The sequence below is a fragment of the Moorena sp. SIO4A5 genome (assembly GCF_010672005.1).
In the GTDB taxonomy this organism is placed as follows: Bacteria; Cyanobacteriota; Cyanobacteriia; order Cyanobacteriales; family Coleofasciculaceae; genus Moorena.
Genome location: NZ_JAAHHZ010000003.1, coordinates 347,643 through 374,083, shown reverse-complemented (window position 1 = coordinate 374,083; position 26,441 = coordinate 347,643). Strand labels below are relative to the sequence as shown.

At 43.5% G+C, this 26,441-nt stretch carries 22 protein-coding genes and 2 pseudogenes; 15 read left to right on the top strand and 9 right to left on the bottom strand.

Going from position 1 to position 26,441, the window contains the following annotated elements; all coding sequences use genetic code 11:
• Position 1: 1 nt before the first annotated feature.
• Positions 2–853, top strand: coding sequence for an S-formylglutathione hydrolase (gene fghA, locus F6K57_RS03965; protein WP_293064995.1), 852 nt, complete (start codon positions 2–4; stop codon positions 851–853).
• A gap of 323 nt (positions 854–1,176) precedes the next feature.
• Positions 1,177–3,804, top strand: a complete 2,628-nt coding sequence (clpB, locus tag F6K57_RS03960) for an ATP-dependent chaperone ClpB (RefSeq protein WP_293064992.1) — start codon at positions 1,177–1,179, stop codon at positions 3,802–3,804.
• A 103-nt stretch (positions 3,805–3,907) separates the two neighbouring features.
• On the opposite strand, the gene F6K57_RS03955 is transcribed toward clpB, so the two are convergent.
• The 7 genes and pseudogenes from F6K57_RS03955 to F6K57_RS03925 form a co-directional block, all read right to left on the bottom strand.
• Positions 3,908–4,498 (bottom strand): hypothetical protein, encoded by a 591-nt coding sequence (locus tag F6K57_RS03955; protein WP_293064989.1) that lies wholly within the window; start codon positions 4,496–4,498, stop codon positions 3,908–3,910.
• A 34-nt stretch (positions 4,499–4,532) separates the two neighbouring features.
• Entirely contained in the window at positions 4,533–6,689 is a 2,157-nt protein-coding gene (locus F6K57_RS03950) for an AAA family ATPase (protein ID WP_293064986.1), read from the bottom strand.
• Positions 6,690–6,701: 12 nt separating this feature from the next.
• Positions 6,702–6,953: a hypothetical protein gene (locus F6K57_RS03945; RefSeq protein WP_143727430.1), complete on the bottom strand. Its 252-nt coding sequence runs from the start codon at positions 6,951–6,953 to the stop codon at positions 6,702–6,704.
• Between the two features lie 197 nt (positions 6,954–7,150).
• Positions 7,151–7,339 (bottom strand): hypothetical protein, encoded by a 189-nt coding sequence (locus tag F6K57_RS03940; RefSeq protein WP_075896118.1) that lies wholly within the window; start codon positions 7,337–7,339, stop codon positions 7,151–7,153.
• A gap of 268 nt (positions 7,340–7,607) precedes the next feature.
• Positions 7,608–8,405 (bottom strand): PD-(D/E)XK nuclease family protein, encoded by a 798-nt coding sequence (locus F6K57_RS03935; RefSeq protein ID WP_293020363.1) that lies wholly within the window; start codon positions 8,403–8,405, stop codon positions 7,608–7,610.
• A 51-nt stretch (positions 8,406–8,456) separates the two neighbouring features.
• Positions 8,457–8,861 carry an ATP-binding cassette domain-containing protein gene (locus F6K57_RS03930; RefSeq protein ID WP_293020362.1) on the bottom strand — a complete coding sequence of 135 codons (405 nt, stop codon included), beginning with the start codon at positions 8,859–8,861 and terminating at the stop codon, positions 8,457–8,459.
• A gap of 6 nt (positions 8,862–8,867) precedes the next feature.
• Positions 8,868–10,358: pseudogene (locus F6K57_RS03925) on the bottom strand (peptidase domain-containing ABC transporter).
• Positions 10,359–10,758: 400 nt separating this feature from the next.
• Here F6K57_RS03925 and F6K57_RS03920 point away from each other — a divergent pair.
• A complete protein-coding gene (locus F6K57_RS03920) occupies positions 10,759–11,760 on the top strand; it encodes an endonuclease (protein ID WP_293064981.1) in 1,002 nt (333 codons plus the stop codon).
• A 15-nt stretch (positions 11,761–11,775) separates the two neighbouring features.
• Here F6K57_RS03920 and F6K57_RS03915 read toward each other — a convergent pair whose 3' ends face one another.
• Entirely contained in the window at positions 11,776–12,177 is a 402-nt protein-coding gene (locus F6K57_RS03915; protein WP_293064979.1) for a hypothetical protein, read from the bottom strand.
• A gap of 678 nt (positions 12,178–12,855) precedes the next feature.
• On the opposite strand from F6K57_RS03915, the gene F6K57_RS03910 reads away from it, so the two are divergent.
• The 12 genes and pseudogenes from F6K57_RS03910 to F6K57_RS03850 form a co-directional block, all read left to right on the top strand.
• Complete coding sequence (locus tag F6K57_RS03910) at positions 12,856–13,917, top strand: Glu/Leu/Phe/Val dehydrogenase dimerization domain-containing protein (protein WP_293064977.1); 1,062 nt, start codon at positions 12,856–12,858, stop codon at positions 13,915–13,917.
• A gap of 69 nt (positions 13,918–13,986) precedes the next feature.
• The gene (locus F6K57_RS03905; protein ID WP_293064975.1) at positions 13,987–15,804 is read left to right on the top strand and encodes a thiamine pyrophosphate-binding protein; all 1,818 of its coding nucleotides are present in this window, start codon (positions 13,987–13,989) and stop codon (positions 15,802–15,804) included.
• A 62-nt stretch (positions 15,805–15,866) separates the two neighbouring features.
• A complete protein-coding gene (locus F6K57_RS03900) occupies positions 15,867–16,868 on the top strand; it encodes a 3-oxoacyl-ACP synthase III family protein (protein WP_293064973.1) in 1,002 nt (333 codons plus the stop codon).
• Between the two features lie 139 nt (positions 16,869–17,007).
• Entirely contained in the window at positions 17,008–18,387 is a 1,380-nt protein-coding gene (locus F6K57_RS03895; RefSeq protein WP_293064971.1) for an NAD(P)/FAD-dependent oxidoreductase, read from the top strand.
• 108 nt (positions 18,388–18,495) lie between these two features.
• Positions 18,496–19,167 (top strand): hypothetical protein, encoded by a 672-nt coding sequence (locus F6K57_RS03890; protein ID WP_293064969.1) that lies wholly within the window; start codon positions 18,496–18,498, stop codon positions 19,165–19,167.
• Between the two features lie 52 nt (positions 19,168–19,219).
• A complete protein-coding gene (locus F6K57_RS03885) occupies positions 19,220–20,467 on the top strand; it encodes an NAD(P)/FAD-dependent oxidoreductase (RefSeq protein ID WP_293064967.1) in 1,248 nt (415 codons plus the stop codon).
• Positions 20,468–20,659: 192 nt separating this feature from the next.
• Entirely contained in the window at positions 20,660–21,781 is a 1,122-nt protein-coding gene (locus tag F6K57_RS03880) for a cupin domain-containing protein (RefSeq protein WP_293064965.1), read from the top strand.
• A 221-nt stretch (positions 21,782–22,002) separates the two neighbouring features.
• Complete coding sequence (locus F6K57_RS03875) at positions 22,003–22,434, top strand: hypothetical protein (protein ID WP_293064963.1); 432 nt, start codon at positions 22,003–22,005, stop codon at positions 22,432–22,434.
• 410 nt (positions 22,435–22,844) lie between these two features.
• Entirely contained in the window at positions 22,845–23,420 is a 576-nt protein-coding gene (locus F6K57_RS03865; RefSeq protein ID WP_364301135.1) for a DUF2634 domain-containing protein, read from the top strand.
• A 274-nt stretch (positions 23,421–23,694) separates the two neighbouring features.
• On the top strand, positions 23,695–24,156 hold the full coding sequence (locus tag F6K57_RS03860) for a DUF1499 domain-containing protein (protein ID WP_364301132.1): 462 nt from the start codon (positions 23,695–23,697) through the stop codon (positions 24,154–24,156).
• A 618-nt stretch (positions 24,157–24,774) separates the two neighbouring features.
• Complete coding sequence (locus F6K57_RS03855) at positions 24,775–25,158, top strand: hypothetical protein (protein ID WP_293064954.1); 384 nt, start codon at positions 24,775–24,777, stop codon at positions 25,156–25,158.
• 407 nt (positions 25,159–25,565) lie between these two features.
• Positions 25,566–25,901: pseudogene (locus F6K57_RS03850) on the top strand (NAD(P)-binding protein); the annotation flags it as partial.
• A 161-nt stretch (positions 25,902–26,062) separates the two neighbouring features.
• Here F6K57_RS03850 and F6K57_RS03845 read toward each other — a convergent pair.
• Positions 26,063–26,191: a hypothetical protein gene (locus F6K57_RS03845; RefSeq protein WP_293064951.1), complete on the bottom strand. Its 129-nt coding sequence runs from the start codon at positions 26,189–26,191 to the stop codon at positions 26,063–26,065.
• Positions 26,192–26,441 lie beyond the last annotated feature (250 nt).

Genomic DNA, 26,441 nt, shown 5'->3' with positions numbered 1-26,441 from the left:
CATGTCCACAGACCTTCGCCTCGTCTCAGAAAACCGTTGCTTTGGCGGTACAGTAGGTTTTTACACTCATCACTCTCAGAATTGTAAGACACAGATGGGGTTTTCCGTATACCAACCCCCTCAGGCGAAAGTCCAATCCGTTCCAGTTCTATATTACCTGTCAGGTCTGACTTGTACAGAAGAGAACTTTATGGTAAAATCAGCTGCTCAGCGATTTGCTGCCAAGCATGGATTGATGTTGGTTGCTCCAGATACCAGCCCTCGAAATACAGGAATTCCAGGTGAGGACGATGAGTGGGATTTGGGTTCTGGTGCCGGTTTTTATGTAGATGCCACCCTTGAACCTTGGTCAGCTCACTACCAAATGTATAGCTACGTTGTCCACGAGTTACCGGAGGTAATTGCCCAACATTTCCCCGCGCAAGTTGAGAAACAAGGTATATTTGGTCATTCTATGGGCGGTCATGGTGCATTAATTTGTGCATTAAGAAACCCAAAGCAGTACCTATCTGTCTCTGCTTTTGCTCCCATTGCTGCTCCCATGCGCAGCGCCTGGGGTCAGAAGGCATTCACCAATTACCTCGGGACAGACCAAGAGCAATGGCGAGCTTACGATGCCAGCGAACTGGTGTTGGTAGCCAACTATAACCATACAATTCTGATTGACCAAGGCACTGCTGACCCCTTTTACGAGAAGCAACAGTTGCTCCCTGAGGTGTTTGAGAAGGCTTGTGAAAAGGCAGATCAGCCCCTGACTTTCCGTCTCCAGGTCGGCTATAACCACAGTTACTATTTTATTGCCACCTTTATAGAAGACCATATCCGCCATCATGCTGAGGCTTTGTTGGATTGAACAGAATTCAGACAATCCCAAGCTTGCTGAAAAAGTCAAGGATTGAAAATGGAAAATGTAAAATTGGCAATTAACCACTTAAGATTAACCACTTAAGAATTAACTGGAAGACAATTAACCGGAAGTTAAGCTATGAACCGGAAGTTAAGCTATCAGCTATCAGCTAATGGCTGATAGCTGATAGCTTACGTCCTACTTTTAATAATTGGTATTACCTGGCTTTGAGGACGGCAATATCCCAAAAAGAAGACGTGAAGACCGATCTATGCGATCGCACTGGTTTTTTTAGAATTGTGAACAGTTAGAGGAATGAGTGATTAGAGATGCAACCAAGTAACCCTAACCAGTTTACCGAAAAAGCCTGGGAAGCGATCGCACAAACCCAAGATGTTGCTAAAGCCGCACGGCAACAACAAATCGAAACCGAACACTTGATGAAGGCGATGCTGGATCAAGATCGACTCGCTACCAGTATTCTGAACAAAGCGGAAGTCTCTGTGCCAGGGGTAAGGGAAGCAACGGAATCCTTTATCAAAAAACAACCTAAGGTTTCTGGTAATAGCGACTCCGTTTACCTAGGACGCAGCATGAATAGCTTGCTAGACCGAGCAGAGTCCTATCGTAAAGAATACCAAGACGATTATATCTCCATTGAGCATCTGATCCTGGCTTATCTGAAAGATGACCGCTTTGGTAAGTCATTATTCCAGGAGTTTAAACTAGATGAAAATAGGCTTAAACTTACCATTGCTGACATTCGAGGGAATCAGAAAGTGACCGACCAAAATCCAGAGGGCAAATATCTTGCACTGGAAAAATATGGACGTGATCTGACAGAGGCGGCGCGGGAGGGAAAGCTTGACCCAGTTATTGGCAGAGATGATGAAATTCGGCGCACAATTCAAATTCTCTCGCGCCGTACTAAAAATAACCCAGTGCTGATGGGGGAACCTGGTGTTGGGAAAACTGCTATTGCTGAAGGCTTGGCACAACGGATTATAGCGGGTGATGTGCCTCAATCCCTCAAAGACCGACAATTAATTGCTCTGGATATGGGCGCATTGATTGCTGGGGCTAAGTTTCGGGGAGAATTTGAAGAACGCCTGAAAGCGGTACTAAAAGAAGTTACGGATTCCCAAGGCAAAATTATCCTGTTCATTGATGAAATCCATACCGTCGTCGGTGCTGGTGCTTCTCAAGGAGCAATGGATGCGGGAAATTTGCTCAAGCCAATGTTATCTCGGGGTGAATTGCGCTGTATTGGTGCTACTACTCTCGATGAGTACCGCAAGTACATTGAAAAAGATGCAGCACTAGAAAGACGCTTCCAGCAGGTCTATGTTGACCAGCCTAGTGTAGCTGATACTATCTCGATTCTACGAGGTCTCAAAGAAAGGTATGAAGTTCACCACGGGGTTAAAATTGCCGATAGTGCTTTAGTGGCAGCAGCTACTTTGTCTACTCGGTATATTAGCGATCGCTTTTTACCAGACAAAGCCATTGACTTAATGGATGAAGCGGCAGCACGGCTAAAAATGGAAATTACTTCCAAGCCAGAAGAACTCGATGAAATTGACCGCAAAATTATCCAGCTGGAAATGGAACGGTTGTCTTTACAAAAAGAAACTGATCTCGCCTCCATCGAAAGACTGGAAAGACTGGAAAAAGAACTGGCTGATCTAAAAGAAGAACAGCGTACGTTGAATGCCCAGTGGCAATCAGAAAAAGATGTGATTGACCGGATTCAGGGGATTAAGGAAGAGATTGATCGAGTTAATGTAGAAATTCAACAGGCAGAACGGGATTATGACCTCAACCGAGCCGCTAAGCTAAAATACGGCAAGTTAGCCGAGTTGCAAAAATCCCTGGAAACTGTTGAGCAACAGCTAGCCGAGAACCAAACCAGTAGTCAATCCCTGCTGCGGGAAGAAGTTACAGAAGCTGACATTGCGGAAATTATCTCTAAGTGGACTGGAATTCCGATTAGTAAGCTGGTAGAGTCTCAGAAAGAGAAGCTACTGCACCTGGAAGAAGAACTACACAAGCGGGTGATTGGCCAAGAGGAAGCCGTTACTGCTGTTGCCGATGCTATTCAGCGATCGCGTGCTGGATTAGCTGACCCCAATCGTCCCACCGCTAGCTTTATTTTCCTCGGTCCTACCGGTGTGGGTAAGACAGAATTGGCAAAAGCCTTAGCAGCCTATCTGTTTGACACCGAAGAGGCTATGGTGCGAATCGATATGTCCGAGTATATGGAAAAGCATACCGTTTCCCGACTGATTGGTGCTCCTCCAGGCTATGTGGGTTACGAAGAAGGAGGTCAGTTAACCGAAGCCATTCGTAGACGCCCGTATGCCGTAATTCTATTTGACGAAATCGAAAAAGCACACCCGGATGTCTTTAATGTCATGCTGCAAATCCTTGATGATGGTCGAGTTACTGATGCTCAAGGGCATACCGTAGATTTCAAGAATAGCGTTATTATCATGACCAGCAATATTGGCTCCCAGTATATTCTGGATGTAGCTGGGGATGACTCCAAGTATGAGGAAATGCGGAGTCGGGTCATGGAAGCCATGCGCTCTAGTTTCCGTCCTGAATTCCTCAATCGGATTGATGAGGTGATTATTTTCCATACCTTGCAAAAACATCAGTTGCGCAATATTGTCCAGCTGCAAACCCTGCGCTTAGAGCAACGGTTAGCAGAGCGCAAGATGTCCCTAAAACTTTCTGATGCAGCTATTGACTTTTTGGCAGAATTAGGGTATGACCCAGTGTTCGGAGCACGACCCCTGAAGCGAGCTATTCAGCGGGAGTTGGAAACTCCTATTGCTAAGGGAATTCTCAGGAGTGAATTTAATGATGGGGACACTATCTTTGTGGATGTGAACAATGAACGGCTTTCCTTTCAGCGATTGCCTGCTCAGTTGTTGCTCAGTGAGTCCAATTGAAGGGTAGAACGGTTGAAGGGTATTGTGTGCTATACCCCTAAGCATTCAGCCATTTGGGATCAGCTATCAGCTGAATGCTTAGAGCCAACAATATGCCCTAACCCTAAAACCTATTCCCTGCCCGCAGTGCCATACCACTTCCTTTTGGTACTACTTTTAGTTTCTCCCTATCCAAATACTTATCCAAATCCGTGAGAACGTCCTGAGCTGGAATATCTAATACTATAGCGCCATAGTCATTGACAACCCTAGAGAATATCTGATTCACCTGATCTTGCAGTTTCGGCATTGCCCTGACTGAGGTTTGTAGTCTCCCTACAGGATGATTACCTGCCTTAATTCCCTTGGCTTTGGCGATAATCCAATTTGACAATAACTCTAATCTCAAAACTGCAAAAATAGGTTCATATCCTTCTCTCGCTTTTTTCTTCAGGCCATCCACATCCTTCTGTCCTAGTGTCACCGTATGTTTAATGGTGGTCTTCACTTCAATGGAAAGATTAGGAAAGTAGGGGTGATTCCAACTATCGATATCTACACCTTGAGAGGAATAGTTTTCTACCTGAAAACCCAAGCGACAGAAGGTAATCGCTAGGAAAATCTGGCAAGTTTTGCCAAACCCATTATCTTTTCTAGAGCGACTATTCAAGTGTTGTTGAATCTTCGTTAAATGATTGAATGTTGATGCATCCATATTCTAAATTCTAAATTCTTAATTCTACATTCTATTACCCATTAGCCTCGATAGTTGGTCCACGAGTTGGTGTCCACTGTCCCAATCGGTAGAGTTGGTTGGGCTTAGTTAGCTTGAAACTCAGCTGCTCGACGAAATCATCTTCTGAAGTGGCAATAATCAATTGTTTTTTATCCAATACCTGATCCAACACCTCAGCCAACCGTTCTTTATGGACTGGGTCTAGATTTTGCGACGGGTCATCTAGCACCATGAAACCGATATTATGAGTCAATTGCTCTGAGGTGGCTAGGGCTAGAAATATACTCAAAGCAGCACAATTAATATCACCCTTGTTCAACAGTCGTAAGGCAACTTCTGACTCTCCATATCCCACCGCCATCACTTCATATTTGTCTGGGTCAATCTCAATATCTGGAAAGTCACTGCGATGGGCCAGCTGACGATAGATACTAGAAATTGCTGCTCTGGTAGCATCGATTTTTTCTTTAGCTGAGTTTCCTAGCACGTCCTGTACAGCTTCACCAATAGTTAACAATCGGTCACAAAAAGCTTCCAAGTCAGCTTTTGCTGCTTCAACTTCTTTATAGTCAGGGGAATCTTGAATCGAAAACAAATTATCCACCTCTTGGCGATAACGAAGGACAGTAATAATCCGTTTAATGTTTTCTAAGTCTTGATCAATGCTATCGATACGTTGATTACTTTGCTCAACAGCGGTGCGAATCCTGGCTAATTCCTGATCTACGTCAGTAATGGCTTGATTGAGCAGAGCCAGAGCGTGAGCAGAGTCATTAATTTCTGTTTCTAAAGCTACTGCGATCGCATTTTTTGCTTGTTGTAATCTCTTATCCTTATCTAACCGTTCCCGTTGCAACCGCTCCCAGGTTTTAATCAGTCTCTGTAACTCTTCTACTGCTGTTTCTAATTCCCGAATCTCCTTCTGAATCGGTTTTAGCTGTAACTTCATGTCTTGTTGCCAGGATTCTAATTCCTGACGCAACTGAACAGGATTAATTGGTGTAGAGCAAACGGGACAATTCTGGGCTTTATCTTCCTGTACTGACTTCAGAAATTTCAGGGTTTCGATAATGATACCGGCACGATTGTTGATACTATTTATACTCTCTTGCTTTGCCGGTAACTCTTCTTGTTCAATTTTATTTTTTTTTGCCAAAATTTCTGGTAGCATGCCGTATTGAGCTTCCAGTTGGTGAATCTCGTTTTCTTTTTGGTTGAGTTCCATCACCTTGGTCTCAACATTAGCTTTCAAACGATTTAATTCACTTTGCTGATTCAGCAATTCTTTCTGCCGTTCCCAGTCGGGCTGAGCATTCCGTAATTGCTTAATCGCCTCCTTACCACCATCTACAAATCGTTCCAAATCATCAGTAGTTTGGTATTTTGGTAAAGAGGGCACCAGCAATCCATAGTCTTTGGCAAAATTCTCAACTGCATTTTCAACCCCTTGGCAAATAGCTTTTGCTCCATTGAGGGATAGTTGGCTCAGGGGAATATCATGAAAAATTGCTTCTTCTTCCGCTAGACCTAAGTCATTTTCTTTAATCGCTTTTGCTGTCTCAATTTTGCTGATAATCTGACCAAACTCTTGATCAACTTTCTTAAATTCTTCCTGGGCTTTAGCTCGCTTAATTCCATCCAATAGATTGCGCCAATCCGTCAAACCCATGAGGCGATCCAGAGCATTTTTGCGCTCTTTTGGTTCCTGAATCAGTAGCGCACTGATAGTTTCTTGATGTAGGTATACACAACTCATGTAGTCAGACAATTCTACACCCAGTAGCACCCGCAATTCAGCTTCATCTTCATGACACAAACCATTATTAATCTGATAGTAAAACTTGGGATTACCACGACGTTTGCGGTCACTCCTATATACCTTCAGTATTTCCCCATTCCCTTCAAAGATAACTTCGACAGTAGTCTCCCTTGAAGATTGGTTTTTCACTAACCAATTCTTGCGCTCTTCAATTTTAGTAGCACTTTTATTAGCGACATCTTTGCCAAATAGGCACCACTCAATGGCATTCAGGGTACTACTTTTGCCTCCCCCCTGAGCTCCTACAATTAATGTGCAGGCTTGATCAAAGCGAAATTCCCGTTCTCCCGCTTGTTCAGGAAAGCCTCGAAACCCCTTGATCTTGACTGATACCAGTCGATAGTTTTCCATAGACACTCTTCCTCATAGACCAATGGTAGCCATCAGTTTTGTGTAGGCTTTTTTGTAAGCACTTCGATGTTTTTCCAACCGATAACGAGCCATACCAGTCACCGCTTGTGATGAACCGCTATCAAACTCTTTGAGCAATTCCTCACTAAGGGCTATCAACCCTTGCTCATGGTCTGAATCAATGGCTTGATCTTTCAGTTCCTCAAATAATTTAGAATTGTCTTTCATTAGCGTTCGCGTAGCGTGGCCTACGGCCAATCGCATTAATTATTCCTGTAAGCCTATGCGCTACGCCCATAGGCTGATAGCACCTCAAGTAGCCCCTCAAGTAGCGCATAGGCTTACGGTGTTACCGTCAGGAAGAGCAGCGCTATCATAATAGACTATGAGCTGGTTATAAATAACTCAGCACTTAGTACTTACCATTTCGCATTCAGCACTGTTCAACCTAGATCAGCGGATTAACTCTTCTTCTGCTTAGGGGATGAAGCAGGTTTATTTTCCTCTATCCATTCTTCAATCAACTCCAATAAGATATGATTCATGGTGACTCCCTTGAGAGCGCACATAGATTTGAATTTTGCCCGTAAGGATTCAGGCAAAAATAGTTTATAGCTAACTTGTTTTTCTTCTGACACATCTTTTGACAACTTTGACCTCCCAATTATCCTACTAAGGGGTAAACAATTCAATAGGTATTTTAAGTTTTTTGTGTTATTTAGATATTTTGTGTTATTATAACCTTAGGAAACGCAAAGAAGCCAGCGGCACTGAGTCTGCTTAAATCTAGTTCGACCAGACTTTGTCGCCTATGGGCTGGTTAGCGCACTAGCTACAGCAGAGGTTCCCCAGGGATCTCTGCTTAACTATTTTGAACTTTTACTGGTGCTACGGGCCAACCTAGTCAGGGGTGGTAGCTCACAGGGAAACTTCTTGGATATCAGCTAAATTTGGTAGTAATTCTGTACTATCGTTCGTCAACCTATTCCCATAACGCTGACAACGCACGGCAAAGGTACAATCACGACATCGACCAAGGGATGCTGCTACTTGAGGAAAAGCTAAACCTTGATCTTGGTACCCTTGTAGCCACCCAGCCAAGCGGGTCAACAACTGAGTCAAATCCTCCCTAGTTTTCTGGTGTTGTGCGCTATTGTAAGTAAATTTAAGACTCTGGGCAGAGGGTTGGGATTTGACAAACCAGTAACTCATGGAAATTTGTTCTGGCCAATAATCGCTAGTTTCCGCTAGGATGTAGAGATACAGGCGTGTTTGCCAGTCTTGGGCTAACCAATCCCGATTTTTCGGTTGAGGATAGGTCTTCCAATCAAGAATTTGGGCTGAGTCTTCCCCTGCAATCAATAAGTCATAGATAACTGTAAGTAGATAACCTTGGAAATACAGGGTTCGGCAATGTTCCGCTTCTCGGAAACTTTCAGATTCTGGGTGGGAAAGTTCTGGTGCGGCATTGACTAAACCAGTCAGCCAGTAGTCGAGTTGGCTATCCTCTTCTACTAAAGATGTCACTGGTAACCCAAGTTCCCGCTGTTGCATTAATAGGTGAAAGCGGCTTCCCCAAGTAAGACGCTCTTGTTGTTCAGGAGACACGGGTGTTCCCAGCTGGTCAAAGTAAATGTGTTGGAACTTACGGGGACAGGTTTCTAATACGTTCAGCTGTCCTTGGGATAGACGAGTCAGAGGTGCAGGAGGAAACACTGGTCAATGATCTAATCAAGTCTTTGAGACATTGGGTTTGTTTGTGATCTATTAGCTAGTGTAGCGGAAGATATCGAATGCGATCGCAATCCGTTGCCGTTGTTCACCAGACAATGTCCCTCCCCCTTCTCCAATCTGGGTTTCATAGCCCATGGGCAACTGTTTAATAAACTCATCAGCACCTGCCAATCGTGCTGCTTCTATAATCTCGTCTAAACTAGCGGCAGGATGACCTAAGCTAATATTTTCCTTAATCGTTCCACCAAACAAAAAGGTATCTTGGTCTACTACTCCCACTTGCGATCGCAAAGACTGTAAGGACAGACTGGTAATATCAAGGCCATCAATCAATACTTTCCCATCTGTGGGTGGATACAATCCCAACACCAATTTATAAATCGTTGTTTTACCTGAACCACTGCGTCCGACTAGGGCTACCATTTGTCCTGGTTTCACTTGAAATTATAGATTTTCCAGTACATTTAAATCACTCTCTGAGTGATAGCGAAAGGTGACGTTATTAAAGGTAATGTTACCCTGAATTGATGGTAACGATTGACGGGCTTGATTCAGCAAATCCTCCTCTGGTTCAGCATCCAACACATCATTAATCCGTTCCATAGCAATTACTACTTCCTGGAATTGATTCCATAACACCGTTAACCGCTGGAAGGGAGTAATAATATTTCCCAGCAGCATATTGAATGCCACTAATTGTCCAATGGTTAACTGATTTTGAATCACTAACCACGCTCCATACCACAGCAGGCTTGTGGTTACTACGGCTTCAATAGCATTACTAAAAAATTGCAGACGATTGCTGATAACTTGCCCATCAAAACTTGTCTTAATTTCCTTATTTAATAACTCCTACCAATGCCAACGTACTGTTTGTTCTACTGCTGTGGATTTAACGGTACTTACACCGGAAAGCGCTTCAATTAGATAACTATTTTCTTTAGCCGTCGATTGAAATATTTCCCGGGAAATCATTCGTAAAAACGGTGTCGCAATCAATGCTAGCCATAAGAATTGCGGCACAATCACTAAGGCCAATAATGCCATTTTACAGCTGTACCAAACCATCAATCCTACATAGATAAATACTGTTAGTAAATCCAGCAGAATTGATAACGCCTCACCGGTAAGGAACCGCTCAATCTTGCGGTTTTCTTGAACCCGTGATATAATATAACCAACATAGCGGGACTCGAAAAACGAGAGAGGCAACCGCAGTGTATGGCGAATAAATCCTACAATCAGTGCTGCATCTACTTTATTAGCCGTATGGTCTAGTAGATATTGCCGCAACCCCATCATTGCCACTCGAAACAGGCTAAATATCAGCAGCCCTAACCCCACCGCCATTAAGGTTAGCCCAGAGCGCTGCACTACGACTCGGTCTAAAATTAGCTGGGTAAATAGAGGTGTGATTAATCCAAATATCTGGATAAATAAGGAAGCAAGAAATACCTCTAACACTACTAACCCATGGGGTTTGATTAATTCAAAGAATTGCCAGAAGGGAGTAGTCGTTTCTTTAGCATCCTTGAGTAATGCTGTTGGTTGTAGTAGCAGTGCATAACCGGTCCAATCGGCGTTAAACTCTCGATGGGTGAGACTACGTTGACCAATGGCGGGGTCACACACAATCACTCGTTTCCGAGTAATTTCATAAACGACAATATAGTGTTTACCTTCCCAATGGACTATAGCTGGCAATTTTTGCTTAGCTAGCTGGTCAAGACTGGCTTTGACGGGACGAGTAGAAAAGCCAATACTTTCCGCTGCTGCTGATAGTCCTCGCAATGATGCGCCATTGCGGTCAACATTAGCTATATCCCGCAAGCGATTCACACTAAAGCGTTTGCCCCAATAGCGAGATACCATTACCAAACACGCGGCACCACAGTCAGAGCCACTCTGCTGGGCAAAAAACGGATAGCGTCGGATTACCCGTTGCCATAAATGCCCTACTTGCTGGGTCGGGTTAGGAAAGTAAGCTTTGCTAACTTTTTTCTGCGATTTCTGGGACTTGGCTTCCCCAGACCGAGACTGGGAGATGGTCAGATGGGGGGATGGGGAGATCTTACAAGGGTACGTTTTTAAGATTTCTGGAGCTACTGCCTTAAAATTTAGAATTAATCATGCCTAGGAGTCAAGCTGTCATAAGTTGGGAAAGGTGATTCAAATGAAATCCTTACCTGGCTTGGGCAACAGCTGCAATAATCCAGGTAGGATGGTAAACATTGCGCCCAAGGGGTAATGGTTCCCCATTATATAGTCTGCAATCTCAGCTATGACTCATTGGCCAATAGCTTACAAGGACGGGCGTTGAATAGTAACCAGCAAAATGCCTCATTTAACCAAACCCCAAGCTGTAGTCTTGAGCATGGGTCGCAATGGGATCGCTATCACCCATTGTTGTGGGTTATCAACCGTATCAGCTTTTCTGGCACAACTGCTCGATAAGCCAGAGAACACGGTCAGACAGCAATTACGAGAATGGTATAAGGAGAGTAGTGACAATGGTGGTAGAAAACGTAATGAACTGGATGTAACCGCCAGTTTTGCACCATTGTTGCAATGGATCTTAAGTTGGTGGCCAACGGATCACAAAAACATCGTGTTAGCTGCAGATGCCTCAACATTGGGAGATCGCTTTACCTTGTTAGTGGTTTGTGTGGTGTACCGAGGTTGTGGCATCCCAGTGGCGTGGAAAGTAATCGTGGCCACAGCCAAAGGAAGCTGGCAACCCTACTGGTTGAAGTTATTTGAGCATCTTCAGCCTGGGATTCCCTCAGTAGGGTGTGTGGTTGTCACCACTGACAATCGCTTGTATGGGAAGTGGTTCTATGAGGCAATTGTTGCCCTGCAATGGCATCCGTTCATGCGCATAAATGCTCAAGGTTACTATCAGACCAAGCTCTCCTGTGGGTTTGTGCCACTCAAAGGATTGATCACTGAACTGGGTCAATCTTGGGCAGGGATCATTACTTGTTTCAAAAACAACTCACTCGAATGCACCCTTTTGGCTCGGTGGGATGAAGGCTACAGCGACCCATGGTTAATTGTGACAGACTTAGAGCCAGACCAAGCTGAAATCTTGTGGTACGGCATGCGCAGTTGGATTGAGTGTATGTTCAAAGATATCAAGCGCGGCGGACTACAGTGGCATCTGACCAGGATCAGTGATCCCAAGCGAGTAGAACGAGTATGGTTAGCAATAGCAGTAGCGACGTTATGGTTAGTCAGTGTCGGTGGCCAAGCTGACGACAAGCTATTAGCTAGCAGTTTACAGTCATTGGCCCAGCCTATAGACAATAGAACTGGTCAATCTCGTATCGGAGTCTGAAGAAAGTTCATCTCCTCAATCATTGAAGACCAGTGCACCTCGAAAACTCAGTTGTTTCCGGCGAGGACTAATAGTAATTTTAGCGGCGGCATTTAAGGGGGAACCTTTGCCCATCGGGAGTTTTGTCCCTGATTTTTCAGCCTCCCCAGCACAAGTTCCTGTCTTTAGTTCTGGATGAATCTTAAAAACGTACCCTTGTAAGGATGGGGATATGGGGGGATGGTCAGATGGAGTGATAGGGGGAGTAGGGGAGCTAACTAGTAGGGCATTACGAGCTTGCGCCTGACTCCAAAAATGCTCTCGGATTTCGGGATACTTATTGATCAGGGGAAACAAGACTTCCCCCGGTACAAAGCATAGCTTTAGCTTCAGGTAAGCTCTAGCGCTATAGCTTGCTAAGTCTGCTGAGGAAAACAAGGTTAATTCCCCAAATGATTCCCCTGTTTCTAAGAGCTGATTTGTAAAGTAAATATTAAGAAGCCTGAAAGCCTTGCTATGATTGTCTTTTGCTTATTAAATAGTAAAATTGAACTATTTTGCCGCAACCCTTATCCTACAAGGATTACAGCGAGTTTACAAATCAGCACCTTAGAGCTGATTTGTAAAGAAAATCGAAAGAAAGAAAAAAGTTAAGACAAGCAGATGATATAAGATATAGAATATCTAAGGTAGTAGAAGGAATTTTACTCAATATAAGTGACATGCTCCCCTCGCCTGTTTCCTTGCTTGCTCCCCTCGCCTGTTTCCTTGCTGCATCGCTACCAAAGTGGCATAGCTAATCTGTAAGCATTCAGCCGTCAGCCGTCAGCCGTCAGCCGTCAGCCGTCAGCATTCAGCTGACGTAACAAAGATTAAACGAATGCTTACTTGTTTTATTTAAAAGCTCAAAGCTGAGAGCTGAGAGCTGAGAGCTGAGAGCTGAGAGCTGAGAGCTGAGAGCTGAGAGCTGAGAGCTGAATGCTTACGCTCATCTTTATTCCCCTACATTCCTTCGCCCACACTCCATACCCAGCCAGTAAGGCTTTCAATCTTATTGTCACCCCGTCATACTCTTAAGATATCAAGAGTAACAGTAGTTAATTGGAGAAATCAAAGATGGAATTATTTCAAAGCATTAAAAATCATCAACAAGTTATGTTCTTTAATGATTCAGAATGTAACCTTAAGGCAATAATTGCCATACATGACACAACCCTTGGTCCTGCTATGGGAGCAACACGTCTATTTCCTTATAAAAGCGAGGAAGATGCTCTAAAAGATGTTTTGCGTTTAAGCTACGGTATGACTTACAAAGCTGCTTGTGCCGATCTTAATGCAGGTGGTGGAAAAGCAGTAATTATTGCTGATCCAAAAGATAAAACACCTGAGTTACTCAAAGCCTATGGTCGCTGTGTAAACAGTCTGAAAGGACGCTTTATTACGGGTCAAGATGTTAACATTTCTGTTGAAGATGTTAATCAAATACGCACTGAAACTCAGTATGTAGTCGGAGTTTCACAAGCTAATCCTACTCAGGCAACAGCAATAGGAGTTCTCGAAGGAATGAAAGCCTCAGTGGATTTTTTATGGCCTGGGAGGAAAATGGAAGGTCTAAAAGTTGCGGTGCAGGGCGTGGGCAATGTAGGAAAAATTTTATGTGAATACTTGCATCAACAAGGAGTTCAACTTTTTGTTAGTGATAACCGAAAAGAGAGAGCTGAGGATATGAAATTTAAGTATGGAGCAACTATTGTTGATCCGATGGAAATTTTTGAGCTTGAGGTAGATATTTTTTCTCCCTGTGCTTTGGGTGGTATCTTGAACAGTTCAACAATTCCCCGTCTTAAAGCTTCAATCGTTGCTGGCTCAGCAAATAATCAGCTTAAAAATCAACATATAGATGGTAAAAATATTGATTCAAAAGGAATCCTTTATTGCCCCGACTATGTTATTAATGCAGGAGGACTAATTGATGTATATCATGAAAAAAATGGTTATCAAAAAGATCAAGTTATTAATAAAGTCAAAAAAATCTACAAAACTTTGACAGATATTTTTGACAGAGCTAAACGTGAACATAAGACCACATCAGAAATAGCAAATATTATGGCTTTTCAAAGAATTTTAAGAGCTAAAAACGACCAAAAAACTATCAGGGATAATAGACTGATAGCTTGATATCAAAAAAGTGTTAAATCTTCATAGACATAGTTGGCGTCGTCAACAAAATTCAGGTAATATAAATATATGAAGTTAGTTGATGCACTAGTTCAAGCCCTAATTTCTTTAAATGTGCCCTATGTGTTTGGTGTCAGCGGTGCAAATATTGAACACCTCCATGATGCTATTCATCGCTTAGGGAATGGAAAGTTACAGTCAATAATGGCTAAGAGTGAGGATGGGGCGGCTTTCATGGCAGACTGTCGGGCACGAGTTCACCAAACCTTGGGGGTATGTTGCTCGACCTCTGGTGGGGGAATGATGAACCTGATTGCTGGTATTGCTGAATCCTATTCCGAGTCAGTGCCAGTTCTAGCTTTAGTCGGACAGCCACCATCAGCACTTGAAGGAAGGGGAGCCTTCCAAGACTCATCGGGCATCGGTCGTACTGTAGATGCCATAAAGCTCTGGGGTGCGGTGACTAAGTATGTAGCGAAGATTTCCAACCCGGATGACTTTTGGCATCACTTGACCGAAGCTATTAAAGCTGCTCTTTCCAATCGTCCAGGACCAGCTGTGCTTCTATTTCCCCGGGACATCTACGAGCAAGAGGTTGAACCTTGTCCAGAAAACTGGGCTAGGGAGCTAAGAAATCTGATCCGTCCGAAAGGGGTTCCAGTGGAGATGATTCGTCCTCTTTTCGAAGCGATTCGTCGAGCCAAGAACCCTGTCCTCATTTTGGGACATGGAGTGCGACGATGCAGCGCTCCGGAGGCTGTAGTTAACTTTGTGCGTGCTGTGGGTCTACCAGTGGTTACAACCCTCTCAGGACGTGGTGAGTTTCCCAACGATGACCCCCTCTATTTAGGAACACTAGGTGTTGCAGGTCATCCTTCTGTTCACGCCTACTTGAAAGAGCAAGCAGATCTGTTCGTTGTTGTAGGAGCAGGTCTCAATCTCATGACCCGACAGCCACTCGCCTTTGTACTTACGGACAAAAAGATTGCTGTGGTGAATGTAGATGTCACTGCAATCACCCGTATCATCTCTCCTGCTCTGGTGGTTGAAGCTGATGCAGGAATGGCTTTCCAAGGGCTTTTGGCACTATTCCAGGAAAACCCGTTCCAGGTTAAGCCACTTCAAGGCTACATGGCTGAGATTTTCAAGCCGCTTCTAGCTCCACCTATTCCATCAGATGATCGTATATCCAGAGCTGAGGAGCAGCCCCTGTTGCAAAGTGAGGCAATCACTATTGTGCAAGATTTGCTCCCAGAAAGTGGACACGTCCTTTACGACGCAGGTAACTGCGCCGCCGCTGCTCTCCACATGACGAGAGTACCTGCTGGAGCGAGTTCGACAATTGCTCTGGGTATGGGAGGTATGGGTTATGCGATCCCAGGAGCAATTGGTGCCCAACTCGGCTCACCACGGGGCACAAGGACAGTAATTTTTGCTGGTGACGGTGCCTTCCTAATGACTGGATTAGAAATTCATACAGCCGTGGACTTAGGACTTCCGATCCTGTTTATCGTGTTTAACAACAATATGCATGGCATGTGTGTAACACGCCAACAGCTCTTCTTTGAGTCGCGATTGGAATGCGTGCGCTATGCACCCGTTAACATTGCTGTGATTGCTCGCGGACTTGGTACTCCCGATCGGCTTTGGGTGGGAAGTGCTGGCACCGTTGACGAGTTGCAGGATCAACTTAAGGACTATAGAAACCACACAGACATTCCGGGGGTTCTCGAACTTCGCCTCTTACGGGAAGAGATGCCACCATTTACACCTTTTATTCCCGAATCTGTACCGACAATTCCTATTGGCAAAAAGCAGTCGAAAGAGCTTACCAAGTCGCAATTTATTTCTAAAAGTTTACCTTCATTAGTGTCTTCTCCTCATTGAGGAGCGTATATTAGAACGCGACTTGGTCTTAAATACTCACAAAGATGTTAAGAGGTAGAACTATGCCAAGTGCACAGATTGTAGACGTTGTCAGTTTTATGCCGGAACGTGTGGTCGATAATACCAAGCTGGAACTGAATAGCGAAGATGATAACGAACTCGAGAAAAACGCTTTTTTCAAGGGAGTTAAAGAGAGACGCTTCGCCTCACCAGAATACAAGTCCTCAGATCTTGGTAGCAAAGCTTTGAAGCTCCTGCTTGAACGGACTGGTACAAAGCCGGAAGCCCTTGACCTCATTCTGTGTTCGTGCATGTTTAGCGATCATTTCTGGCCCGGTATTGGACCAGCCATCCAAAATGGGGTAGGGGCAAGTCAGGCGACGATTTTGAATCTTGACACAAGTTGCAGTTCTTACCTCTCAATGCTAAACACTGCTCGTGCATTCATTGAGTCAGGGATGTACAAGACAATTGCTATTGTTACGGTAACAAACTTCGTCTCTCGTCTCCCAGAATTTCAAAAGTCGAAGAAGTCCTGGGTACTTGGGGATGGAGCATCAGCAACGTTGTTAGTTGATGGTAAGTCTAGCTTTGTGGCTAGCTATGAACGCTCTCATGGAGAACACTACGGGCTATTCGTCTTTCAACCCGATGTAGTTGACGGTCGATTTTTGAACTACTGGGAACGTGGATGTGGACCGATTACTGTCAACTTCTCACCAGAAATGGTTACGGCCATACGTTCTAATGCTCTTGAACTAGTACCTGATGCGGTATCAAAATGTCTCTATCAAGCTGGGCTATCAACAGATGATATCTCATTGCTGATCACCCATCAGCCCAATACCTTCTTTATAAAAGAATGGCGCGATCGCATAGGAATTGGAGCTCCGCGTGTTCATGACACTCTTGAACACTACGGAAATCTTTTTCAGGGTTCGATTCCCGTAACCCTTGCTGATGCTATTGACAAGAACAAAGTAAACTCTGGTGACTTGATTGCTCTGGGAACATTTTCAAATGGAGGAGATTTTGTCAGTTCTATGGTCATACGTTGGGTTTAGCACTATGTTATAGATTTGTCAAGTTCACAAACTTTACAAAGTTCGAGGTTACTAACGATGCTTGTTGCCAAATTTTTGAAACCAATCTAGGAAATCTAGACGAAACTATCAAAAACTATAAAACTCTTGGAGGATTTAGATGCCACATAATAGTACAGTTACCAATCAAGTGTTCGATGCAATTGTGATCGGCGGAGGACCTGCTGGTTCAAGTTGTGCATACAAGATGGCAGTAGAAGGTTACTCAGTTCTTTTGTTGGAAAAAGCAAAGTTTCCTCGATTTCACATCGGCGAGTCTATGGTATCCTACCAGACTAAGTTACTTGAAAAAATGGGTGTCCTCGATAAAATCAAGGAGGCTAAATTTGTGGAGAAGTCCGGAGTCGAATTCTTCACCAGCCAAACCAACGATCTTCGGCGGCAGGACTTTAATAACATGGCACCAGGGCAAATCCTGTTTGCACATCATTTTCATCGTGCCCGTTTTGACAAAGTCTTACTGGACCACGCTCAGGATACAGGGGCGCAAGTATTACAGCAGGCAGAGGTTAAGAAACTCATATTCGACGGCGAACGACTGACCGGAGTTGAATATGAGTATCAAGGTCACAGACATCAAGCAAAAGCTTCCTATGTTGTAGATGCTAGCGGACGGGCTGGGTTGATTGCCAAGCATTTTCACCTGAGAAAAATGAATGATAAGCTGCGAAATGTTGCGGTTTTTCAACACTATAAGGATGTAGTAAAGGAAAACAATCCAGGTCTGGTTGAAGGTGACTTTCTCCTCGGCTCCCATGAGGATGGTTGGGTTTGGGGAATTCCTATTGAAACCGACATGTTCAGCGTTGGAACTGTCATGTCATTAAGCTTACTAAAGGAGAACGATCCCCAGGAAATTTTTGATACACATTGCAGTCGGTCTCCCCGTATCAAGAAGGCTATAGAAGGGGCGAGACCTGTGTATGAGAAACCGAAAATAGAGCTAGATTATTGCTACCATTCCGAGCAGTTGGCAGGTCCTGGGTATTTTATTGTCGGCGATGCGGGCTGCTTTGTAGATCCTCTATTTTCTGGAGGAGTTTATATCGGGATGGTTTCTGGACTGAAAGCAGCAGAGGGGATACAGAAGATCCTTAAAGGTACAGATGAGAAAGAGGCGCGTACCTACTTCGAGAACTTCTGCAAGACCGGGTACGACTCCTACTTTCGATTGGTCTACTCTTTCTACATAGATTTCAAGAGAGACGTAAATCGCATGGCTCTAGAGTTACCCGGTGGCGTCCACTTTGCCATACAAACCTTTGCCGGAGATTTCTGGGGTGAGGCAGAGCAGCCTTTACTGAAGTACCTACGTTCACAAAGACAATGGGATACATTTGAGCAGCCTTTTGAGCCCATTTATGAATGCCCGGTCTACCCAGAGCCAGATACTCATTACAGAGCTACAGATATTTCGAAACTGAGTACCCCAGAAAATTTCGAATCATATTCTGTACAGACACGAGGGGCGGCAGTTTGACAGAAAGGTTGACTGAGTTTAATCGAATTTATGGTGGGTGTTTTTAGGCTAGACCACCAGTTTTTCCATAAGTTTCTAACAAGTAAATTATCATATTAGGAGTAAGTCATGTTAGTACGCGATAACCTGGGACCTTGGAATACACAGAGTCTCGTGACAAATGAAATTCCGTCAAGAAAAATACCAGGTTTGTACACCTGTGAAGATCACGATATCCCGGATGTATCGGCAAAACTTAAAGAGATGACCAAGGAGAGTTATCCACACGAGGAAATCTTCGGTAACTACTGTCACCTTGGTGAGTATATTCATTGTCCAGTAGATATGGCTTTTGAATACGCTGCAAACGTTTATAGCTTGGAGGAGTGGACATTCAGCTTGCGCCAGTTCAAGCATATTGGTGGTGGTCTGTACAAAGGTATAGAGTATTTAGCCAAGGAAACCCCCATCTACATTCGGGCTGAGGCTTACCCTGACAGTAAAGTTGTGGACTACCCCTGTGCTTGGGATCAAGGAGAAGAACTTTGGATGCGATACTACTTCCGCTTCATTGATGCCATGCCAACCCTTCGCAAGCCAGGCACTGTTATGCTCTGGACTAATTGCAAACATCCGTATTACGACCGTAACACTACTAATGTTCCAGACTATATTTCCCGTGGGCGCGATCGCACAGATCGTAAATGGGTGGGCGATATTTGGAAATACTTTGATGCAATCCATCGCATCGAAGCAATGAACTTAAAAACTATTTTGGAATACCGCTTTGGTCATAGCTAGCTGTAAGTTCTGAGGTTCTTGATAGTTCGAGTCTCACACACTTTTTCATAATATGGGGAAATCAGGTTTGATGTATGACGTCATAGTTATCGGTGCTCGCTGTGCTGGTTCGCCGACAGCCATGTTACTTGCTCGTAAGGGCTATCGGGTTTTGTTAGTTGACAAAGCTACTTTCCCGAGTAACACCATGTCAAATCACTATCTTCAGCAGTCTGCTGTGGCCCAACTCAAGCGCTGGGGGCTTCTGGACAAAGTGGTTAATTCAGGCTGCCCACCAATCCAAAAAGCTACTTTCGACTTTTTCGGTTCCATTGTTTTTACGGCTCGTGCCTTACCTCTAGAAGGTACAGCAGAGGGTTACTGTCCGCGACGTACTGTACTCGACAAGATTTTAGTTGATGCTGCTGTGGAGGCTGGTGTTGAGCTTCAAGAACGCTTCGTAGTCCAAGAACTTTGTAGGGATGGCGAGCAGGTCACTGGCATTCGCGGTCGCTTAGGTGACGGCAGAAGTGTAACAGAAAAAGCACGCATTGTCATCGGTGCTGATGGCATGAATTCCTTTGTCGCTCGTAGCTGCAATGCTCTTGAGTACAACACAAAACCCTCTATCACTAGCTATCACTATAGCTACTGGAGTGGAGTTCCTGTGGATGGGGGAGAACTATATTTTCGAGATCGTCGGCTGATTATTGCTGCTTCAACTAATGACAACCTCACCTGCATCACGGTAGTTTTGCCTATTGAGGAATTCCGAGCATTTCGTAGCAATGTTAAAGAGAATTTTTGGGCAGCGCTCGATCTCGTTCCCCAATTAGCTAAACGGTTGCGGGCTGGCAAACGTGAAGAGCCATTCTATGGTACGGGTAACCTTCCCAACTTTTTCCGCAAGCCTTACGGAGATGGCTGGGCATTAGTAGGCGATGCTGGCTGCCATAGAGACCCAACTCTAGCCCAAGGAATCAAATCTGCTTTCTTGAGTTCTGAGCTTTTAGTAAATGCCATTGATCAGGGATTGTCTGGATACAGACCATTAAATGAAGCCCTTGCTGATTATGAACAGCAGCGTAATGAAGCTTTAATGCCACTATACGAATTAGTTTGTCAACGTGCTAGTAGTCTTAAGGCTAAGACGTTATCCCCAGAAGAAATCCAATTCCTAGCTGCCCTTCAAGGCAATCAGAAAGAAATAGACCGTTTCTGGGGCGTTGAAGCCGGTACTGTAGCTGTCCAAGATTTCTTTTCACCACAGGCTATTCAACAAATTATTGAGTCGAGCAATCGTAACTTGATAACAGTTTAAGCATTGCTCCTAACAGATAGTTGATTTTAAGGTTTGTCGGGAAAAAAGAAAACCGAGTAAGTGATTTTAATAATCTCCGCGCCTTCAGGCCGGAGATAACCTCATTTATCGGCTATATCTTTTTTTTATGTAGCTAAAGCTAAAGGTTTCCAAACTACCCAAGATTGTTAAATGAAAAAGGAGAGAGAAAAAATGAAATTAGCTAACTTTGCCATGGGGTTATCTACCACCTTGGTCTTGACTGTAGGAGTTAGTTATCAGGTAAAAGCACACGGTGGTGGTGGTCTACACACACACACACAAGCAGAAGTCCTAACAGAAGAAACAACAGACGAGTTAGTTGAACAGTATCTTCAAGGATTACCCGAATTACCAATAACAGAAGCAGACATCAACGCCATAACTCAACAATTAGAAGATCGACTAAGTGTAGAAGATGACTCAACGTTGCCCAATGTATTTATCTTGCCTGAGGATCTTAAGATACCTGATACAATACTTGGTGAATGGGTTGCGTCTCTTGGAGGCAACGCTTTTCAGTTTAATATTATTGGTTCAGAGGTTTCTAGCTTAGATCAACCGATCACCAATACGATAAGTACCAGTGAATTTGATACTCCCTTCTCTGCTGGTGTTGCTTTCGTTCCACCTGGAACTGGTGCCCCCGCTCACGTTCACTGGTGGGAGGATGAATGGTACTGGGTTCTTAAGGGTAATATAGATTGGTTCTTAGGTAATAATGAGTATGAAGATGGAGATATCCCCGGAGTAAATGCCCCTCTTGAAGAGCAGATCAATACTGTTAACATTGGCACTGGAGAACTGGTTTATAGTCCTGACAATCGTTTGCATGGATATCAAAATAATACGGATGAAACAGCTATATTAATACACTTTTGGCGTCGTCTTACAAATACTGATGGAGGTTTCGAACAGTTTTTTCTAGAAGATGAACTTGGGAGATTGGTAGAAACTCCATCTGCAGCGATACCGCCTAATAACGAGATTGACTTAGAGTACTTAGAGTGGGCTCAACAATGGACAGATAGATTCCCAGAATTTGGAGGAGTTTCAAACAATATTTTGGATGAGTATCTGAGAGAAGATGCTATATTTGAACCCCTCGATCCCCAGATATTAAAGGATAACAATGCGAAAGATTTAGTCGCTTTGTTTAGGCAGGTTCCAGAGTTAAGACAGAATAAATCAATACCTGAAGCTTCTGGTACATCGGGAATTTTAGCACTTGGTGCTTTGTTGTCAATGTTAACGTTAAAGCGAAAAATTAAACCAGAGCGAGATGTAAGCACCTAAACAAAATTAATTTCCTACTACCAATCTCTGTAACCCTTACATCGTAGGGCTTTGAGTTTTGTAAAATGTGTAATTAATTTTGTGCACCTGCTTACTATAATTGACACTATCCTTTGAGTTCGATATAAGTAAAAAAACAGACCATTGGCTTCCCGTATAAAGGAATATTAGGATGGGTTGCGAACAGTGTAAGATTACCAATTTCAAAGGAGATATCCATAATGAAATTAGCTAAGTTTGGTTTAGACTTATCTATCTCGTTGGTACTGACTTTAGGGGTTAGCTATCAAGTAAGAGCACACGGTCTACATTCACACACAGCAGAAGAAACAATAACAGATAATCTAACAGAAGAAACAATAACTATTAACCAAGCACAAGCTGTTGATTTCCCACTTATTGATTTCCCAAAGATAACATCGCCCCCAAGAGGAGAAGCTTTTGATTTTCCAGATGTAACACCGAACCCAGACTCACCGTTGCCAGTACTGTTTGCAGAGGGCGAACAGATTAGCTTTCTAAAAACAACTGAAGATACCAATGGACAGTTTAGGGGCTTGCAAATAAATAAGGTACCATTAGATAGGCTCAATCATAACATCCCATTTGGGAAGAGATTCAGACCTTTGCCACTGTTGTTTGTAGGGTTTTAGTTCATCCTCAGGCACCGTAATCTTTNTAGGTAATAGGTAATAGGTAATAGGTAATAGGTAATAGGTAATAGGTAATAGGTAATAGGTAATAGGTAATAGGTAATAGGTAATAGGTAATAGGTAATAGGTAATAGGTAATAGGTAATAGGTAATAGGTAATGGGTAATAGGTAATGGGTAATGGGTAATGGGTAATAGGTAATGGGTAATGGGTAATGGGTGATGGGGAATGGGGAATCAAGGAAACCTGCCCCGGTTTGACTATAGGGCGGGTTGAGTGAAGTTATCATTGAGCTGCCAAGTATTGGGCGAATCCGCCTCTATATCGTTGTATGATTGGAAAACAATTGCGATCAGCGCAAGCTGCTGCCCTAGGCAATCGCTACAGGTTCTTGTTGATCAAACCATTGAGTGCGATCGCAAAATTCCGCATCAGCCATCAGCCATCAGCCATTACCGATTCCCGATTCCCGATTCCCGATTCCCGTTCCCCTCCTGGGAGGGGTTAGGGGTGGGTTCCGATTCCCGATTCCCGATTCCCGATTCCCGATTCCCCATCACCAAATGGAAAAAGATTTATTATTCACTCGCCGCCACAGCGGACAATTTATTTCTGAGCGACAATTAGTAGACCTTAAAAGTGTCAATCGTGACTTGGCCACAGCGACAGGTTTAGATAATTTGGCTCAGGCAATTCTCAATCGCCTTTACACCCGTAAAGGGGAGCTCGCCCCTTTGGGACATCCTAATTATGGGTCACGGCTCCACCTGTTAGTGGGTCAACAAAATAATAATCGTCTTCGCTCCCTTGCTAATCTCTATATCCGTGAGTGTCTAGCTCAGGAAACTCGGATAGAAGAAATCAAGGCCATAGATTTTGAGCCTCCCTCTCGTCAGCAACGTTATACACTCGTAGCAACTTTAGTCCTTAAACCTGTAGGTGAGGAAACACCCTTGACCCTGAGCTTCTCCGTACCTGGAGCGTAATGTGATGGTTTTTGATCGCTATTAGTCAACCAAACATGGTATTAATAATACAGACACACTAATACACTATAGTGTGTGTTTGTATTTGAGATGTAAACCTAGGAGGTCTTTTTTTATTGTCCAATAAAACTCCAGATCTCTTTCCAATATTGCCTTTTGCCTATTGCCTTTTGCCTATTGCCTTTTTCAGCAATTGTGTTTACAACCCAGATACAAACGCTGTATGACTGTACAAACCCAAAAACTATCACCGTTGAGACTAATACTAAAAGTATTGATATCGTTAGTATTAGTCGCTATTTTTGCCATAGGAGCTACCTTTGCCCTTTCAGGAGAATCGTTGATGAAATTTCCAGGAAAACAACCTACCAATATTGGGATTCAGTCCTCAGGGCAATTAGCACCTTGCCCAAATACACCTAACTGTGTCAGCAGTTATAGCCAAGATGCCGAGCATGGTATTGAACCTTTAGCTTACAACTCAACCCCTACCGAAGCAATGGCTAAGCTTAAAATTGTGATTGAAAACCTAGAACGAACACAAGTTATTGAAGAGAAAGACAACTATCTCTACGCACAATTCACTACTCCTTTAATGGGATTTGTGGATGATGTAGAGTTTTTGTTGGATGACAGTGCTAAGGTAATCCATGTTCGCTCCGCCTCCCGTTTAGGAAAATCTGATTTGGGAGTTAATCGGAAACGGGTGGAAATAATTCGAGCGAAATTGAGCTAATTTGTAAGCTATCAGCCGTCAGCTGTCAGCCGTCAGCCGTCAGCCGTCAGCCGTCAGCCGTCAGCTTATTTTATTCAAAAGCTGTTCGCGCAGCGTGCGCGTAGCGCATAAGCTGAAAGCTGTTCGCGCAGCGTGCGCGTAGCGCATAGGCTGATAACTGTTCGCGCAGCGTGCGCGTAGCGCATAAGCTGATGGCTGATACCTGATAGCTTAATGCTTAAGTTTCACCTACTTGGGCAACAGTTATACTGCTAAGATTAATCATTCCTAATTTTTTTTGTAATGGTTAATGATTCACTTTAATTATTACTTATTACTATCCCGTTGCTGGGCAGTGCCTAGCAACGGGATTGACTTGCTTATGTTATCTGTTTCAAGCACTGCCCACCCTACATAAACTATTTAAAATAACTAAATTTTCAAGTTTAGTTAACTAATAGTTAATTTATTATTAGCTTGACATACTCTCTAGGCTTTGATAGTTTGGTTCTGGCGGTTAATTATCTAACCAGTGCTGGCATCTGATACTCCGAAAACTATTTCTGGATATATCCCAAAATATAGTTTTCGTAGAAGCCGAATTGGTAATAATTACTGTTAGAGACCCCATTCAAAAAAATGGATAAAATTATCATGAAAAAGTTTGCATATCTTGTGGTTTCGTTATTGTTGGTATGTTTTACCTTGGTTGGTGCTGCATCCCCAGCCAATGCTGCATATCAGGCAAAATTCTCTAACTCTGGAGCTACAGGTGGAGGACCACGTGTTAACTTTGGTACAACTGAAAATGCTACAAGTTACATGATTGTAGGAGCATACGGCAATATCAATAATATCGATACTAAGAATCGCCCTCTGAAAATATACTCTACTTCAAAGAATCCAATTACCATTCAGATCACTGAACTTCCTGATGCTTCTACTGCTCCTGCTGGTGCAGATTTAGAAAGTATTGTAATCGACAAGAATACTGGCAAGTTGTACATCACATCGTTTAATTAGCACTAGGGCGTGTCTTCTTGCTTCGGAGATCCCCCTAAATCCCCCTTAAAAAAGGGGGACTTTGAGTATGGCTCCCCCCTTATTAAGGTAATTTTGATTAGCTAGGGTAGGCTATTGCTTACCGTGTGAATCTGAACCCACATTCTTCACTTCGTGAGGAATGTGGGATATATTTTTTTTGGAGATTAACTATAGCAAGTCTTATACCCATGAGGTACAAATCTCTGGTTTTTAGGGAGTAGGGAGCAGGGAGCAGGTAATAGGTAATAGGTAATAGGTAATAGGTAATAGGTAATAGGTAATAGGTAATAGGTAATAGGTAAAAAATAATGTGTACCTCATAGCTAATATAAACGCTATAGTTCCATGTTTGACGATGTGATGATCAACACAATTGCTATAGATTAATTGAGGATAAGACTGCTGCCTATGACCTGGTTAAACAAGGCATTAAACCTATCGTTCTAGAAAAATCCAATAAAGTCGGTGGTATTGCTCGCACCGAAGTCTACAAAGGCTATCGCTTCGATATTGGTGGTCATCGCTTTTATACCAAAGTAGAAGCAGCGCATCAGCGTTGGCAAGAGGTTTTAGGGGAAGACTTTATCAAAGTTCCCCGCATGTCACGGATTTATTACCAGGGTAAATTCTACGACTATCCCCTCTCAATTTTTAACACCCTATCGAATCTAGGGATCATTAACAGTCTGGTTATTTTGCTCAGCTACTTCAAGGCAAAAATCAAGGCAAAATGGCGACCTTTAGACTGATTATAACTCCCCATATGATGACGTCAGATTTAGTAAAAAAACAAGTCAATGGTATTAATTATTTTTCTCCACAAGATATCTCTCCAGAAGAGTATGAGCTATGCTGGTCTGCCAAACTACCTTGTGCATTTGAACTAGAAGATAATATCCAACTTCGCGATCCAAACCGTGGTATTAAAGGTGGTTTTAGGAAAGGGAAAAGGGAGTAGGGAGTAGGGAGTAGGGAGTAGGGAGTAGGGAGTAGGGAGTAGGGAGTAGCTCACAGGGGTAGGTTTTTTACTTTGGAGATAGGTAATAGGTAATAGGTAATAGGTAATAGGTAATAGGTAATAGGTAATAGGTAATAGGTAATGGGGAGAGGGTTTTTTTCAGGTTATGCAATACCTTTTTATTAATAAAAATTACCCACGGTGCGCGTTCACGCTTAGCTTTGAAAAAGCGCGGGGTCGCACCGCTATCTCCCGATCTCCCTATCTGCCCACTTCCCCACCAATTAAATTTTAGCAGGACGCA

What these genes read in the sequence shown, in the direction of transcription:
- fghA (WP_293064995.1), top strand. Translation starts at nt 2, where the DNA reads ATGTCCACAGACCTTCGCCTCGTCTCAGAAAACCGTTGCTTTGGCGGT.
- clpB (WP_293064992.1), top strand. Translation starts at nt 1,177, where the DNA reads ATGCAACCAAGTAACCCTAACCAGTTTACCGAAAAAGCCTGGGAAGCG.
- F6K57_RS03955 (WP_293064989.1), bottom strand. Translation starts at nt 4,498, where the DNA reads ATGGATGCATCAACATTCAATCATTTAACGAAGATTCAACAACACTTG.
- F6K57_RS03950 (WP_293064986.1), bottom strand. Translation starts at nt 6,689, where the DNA reads ATGGAAAACTATCGACTGGTATCAGTCAAGATCAAGGGGTTTCGAGGC.
- F6K57_RS03945 (WP_143727430.1), bottom strand. Translation starts at nt 6,953, where the DNA reads ATGCGATTGGCCGTAGGCCACGCTACGCGAACGCTAATGAAAGACAAT.
- F6K57_RS03920 (WP_293064981.1), top strand. Translation starts at nt 10,759, where the DNA reads ATGCCTCATTTAACCAAACCCCAAGCTGTAGTCTTGAGCATGGGTCGC.
- F6K57_RS03910 (WP_293064977.1), top strand. Translation starts at nt 12,856, where the DNA reads ATGGAATTATTTCAAAGCATTAAAAATCATCAACAAGTTATGTTCTTT.
- F6K57_RS03905 (WP_293064975.1), top strand. Translation starts at nt 13,987, where the DNA reads ATGAAGTTAGTTGATGCACTAGTTCAAGCCCTAATTTCTTTAAATGTG.
- F6K57_RS03900 (WP_293064973.1), top strand. Translation starts at nt 15,867, where the DNA reads ATGCCAAGTGCACAGATTGTAGACGTTGTCAGTTTTATGCCGGAACGT.
- F6K57_RS03895 (WP_293064971.1), top strand. Translation starts at nt 17,008, where the DNA reads ATGCCACATAATAGTACAGTTACCAATCAAGTGTTCGATGCAATTGTG.
- F6K57_RS03890 (WP_293064969.1), top strand. Translation starts at nt 18,496, where the DNA reads ATGTTAGTACGCGATAACCTGGGACCTTGGAATACACAGAGTCTCGTG.
- F6K57_RS03885 (WP_293064967.1), top strand. Translation starts at nt 19,220, where the DNA reads ATGGGGAAATCAGGTTTGATGTATGACGTCATAGTTATCGGTGCTCGC.
- F6K57_RS03880 (WP_293064965.1), top strand. Translation starts at nt 20,660, where the DNA reads ATGAAATTAGCTAACTTTGCCATGGGGTTATCTACCACCTTGGTCTTG.
- F6K57_RS03875 (WP_293064963.1), top strand. Translation starts at nt 22,003, where the DNA reads ATGAAATTAGCTAAGTTTGGTTTAGACTTATCTATCTCGTTGGTACTG.
- F6K57_RS03855 (WP_293064954.1), top strand. Translation starts at nt 24,775, where the DNA reads ATGGATAAAATTATCATGAAAAAGTTTGCATATCTTGTGGTTTCGTTA.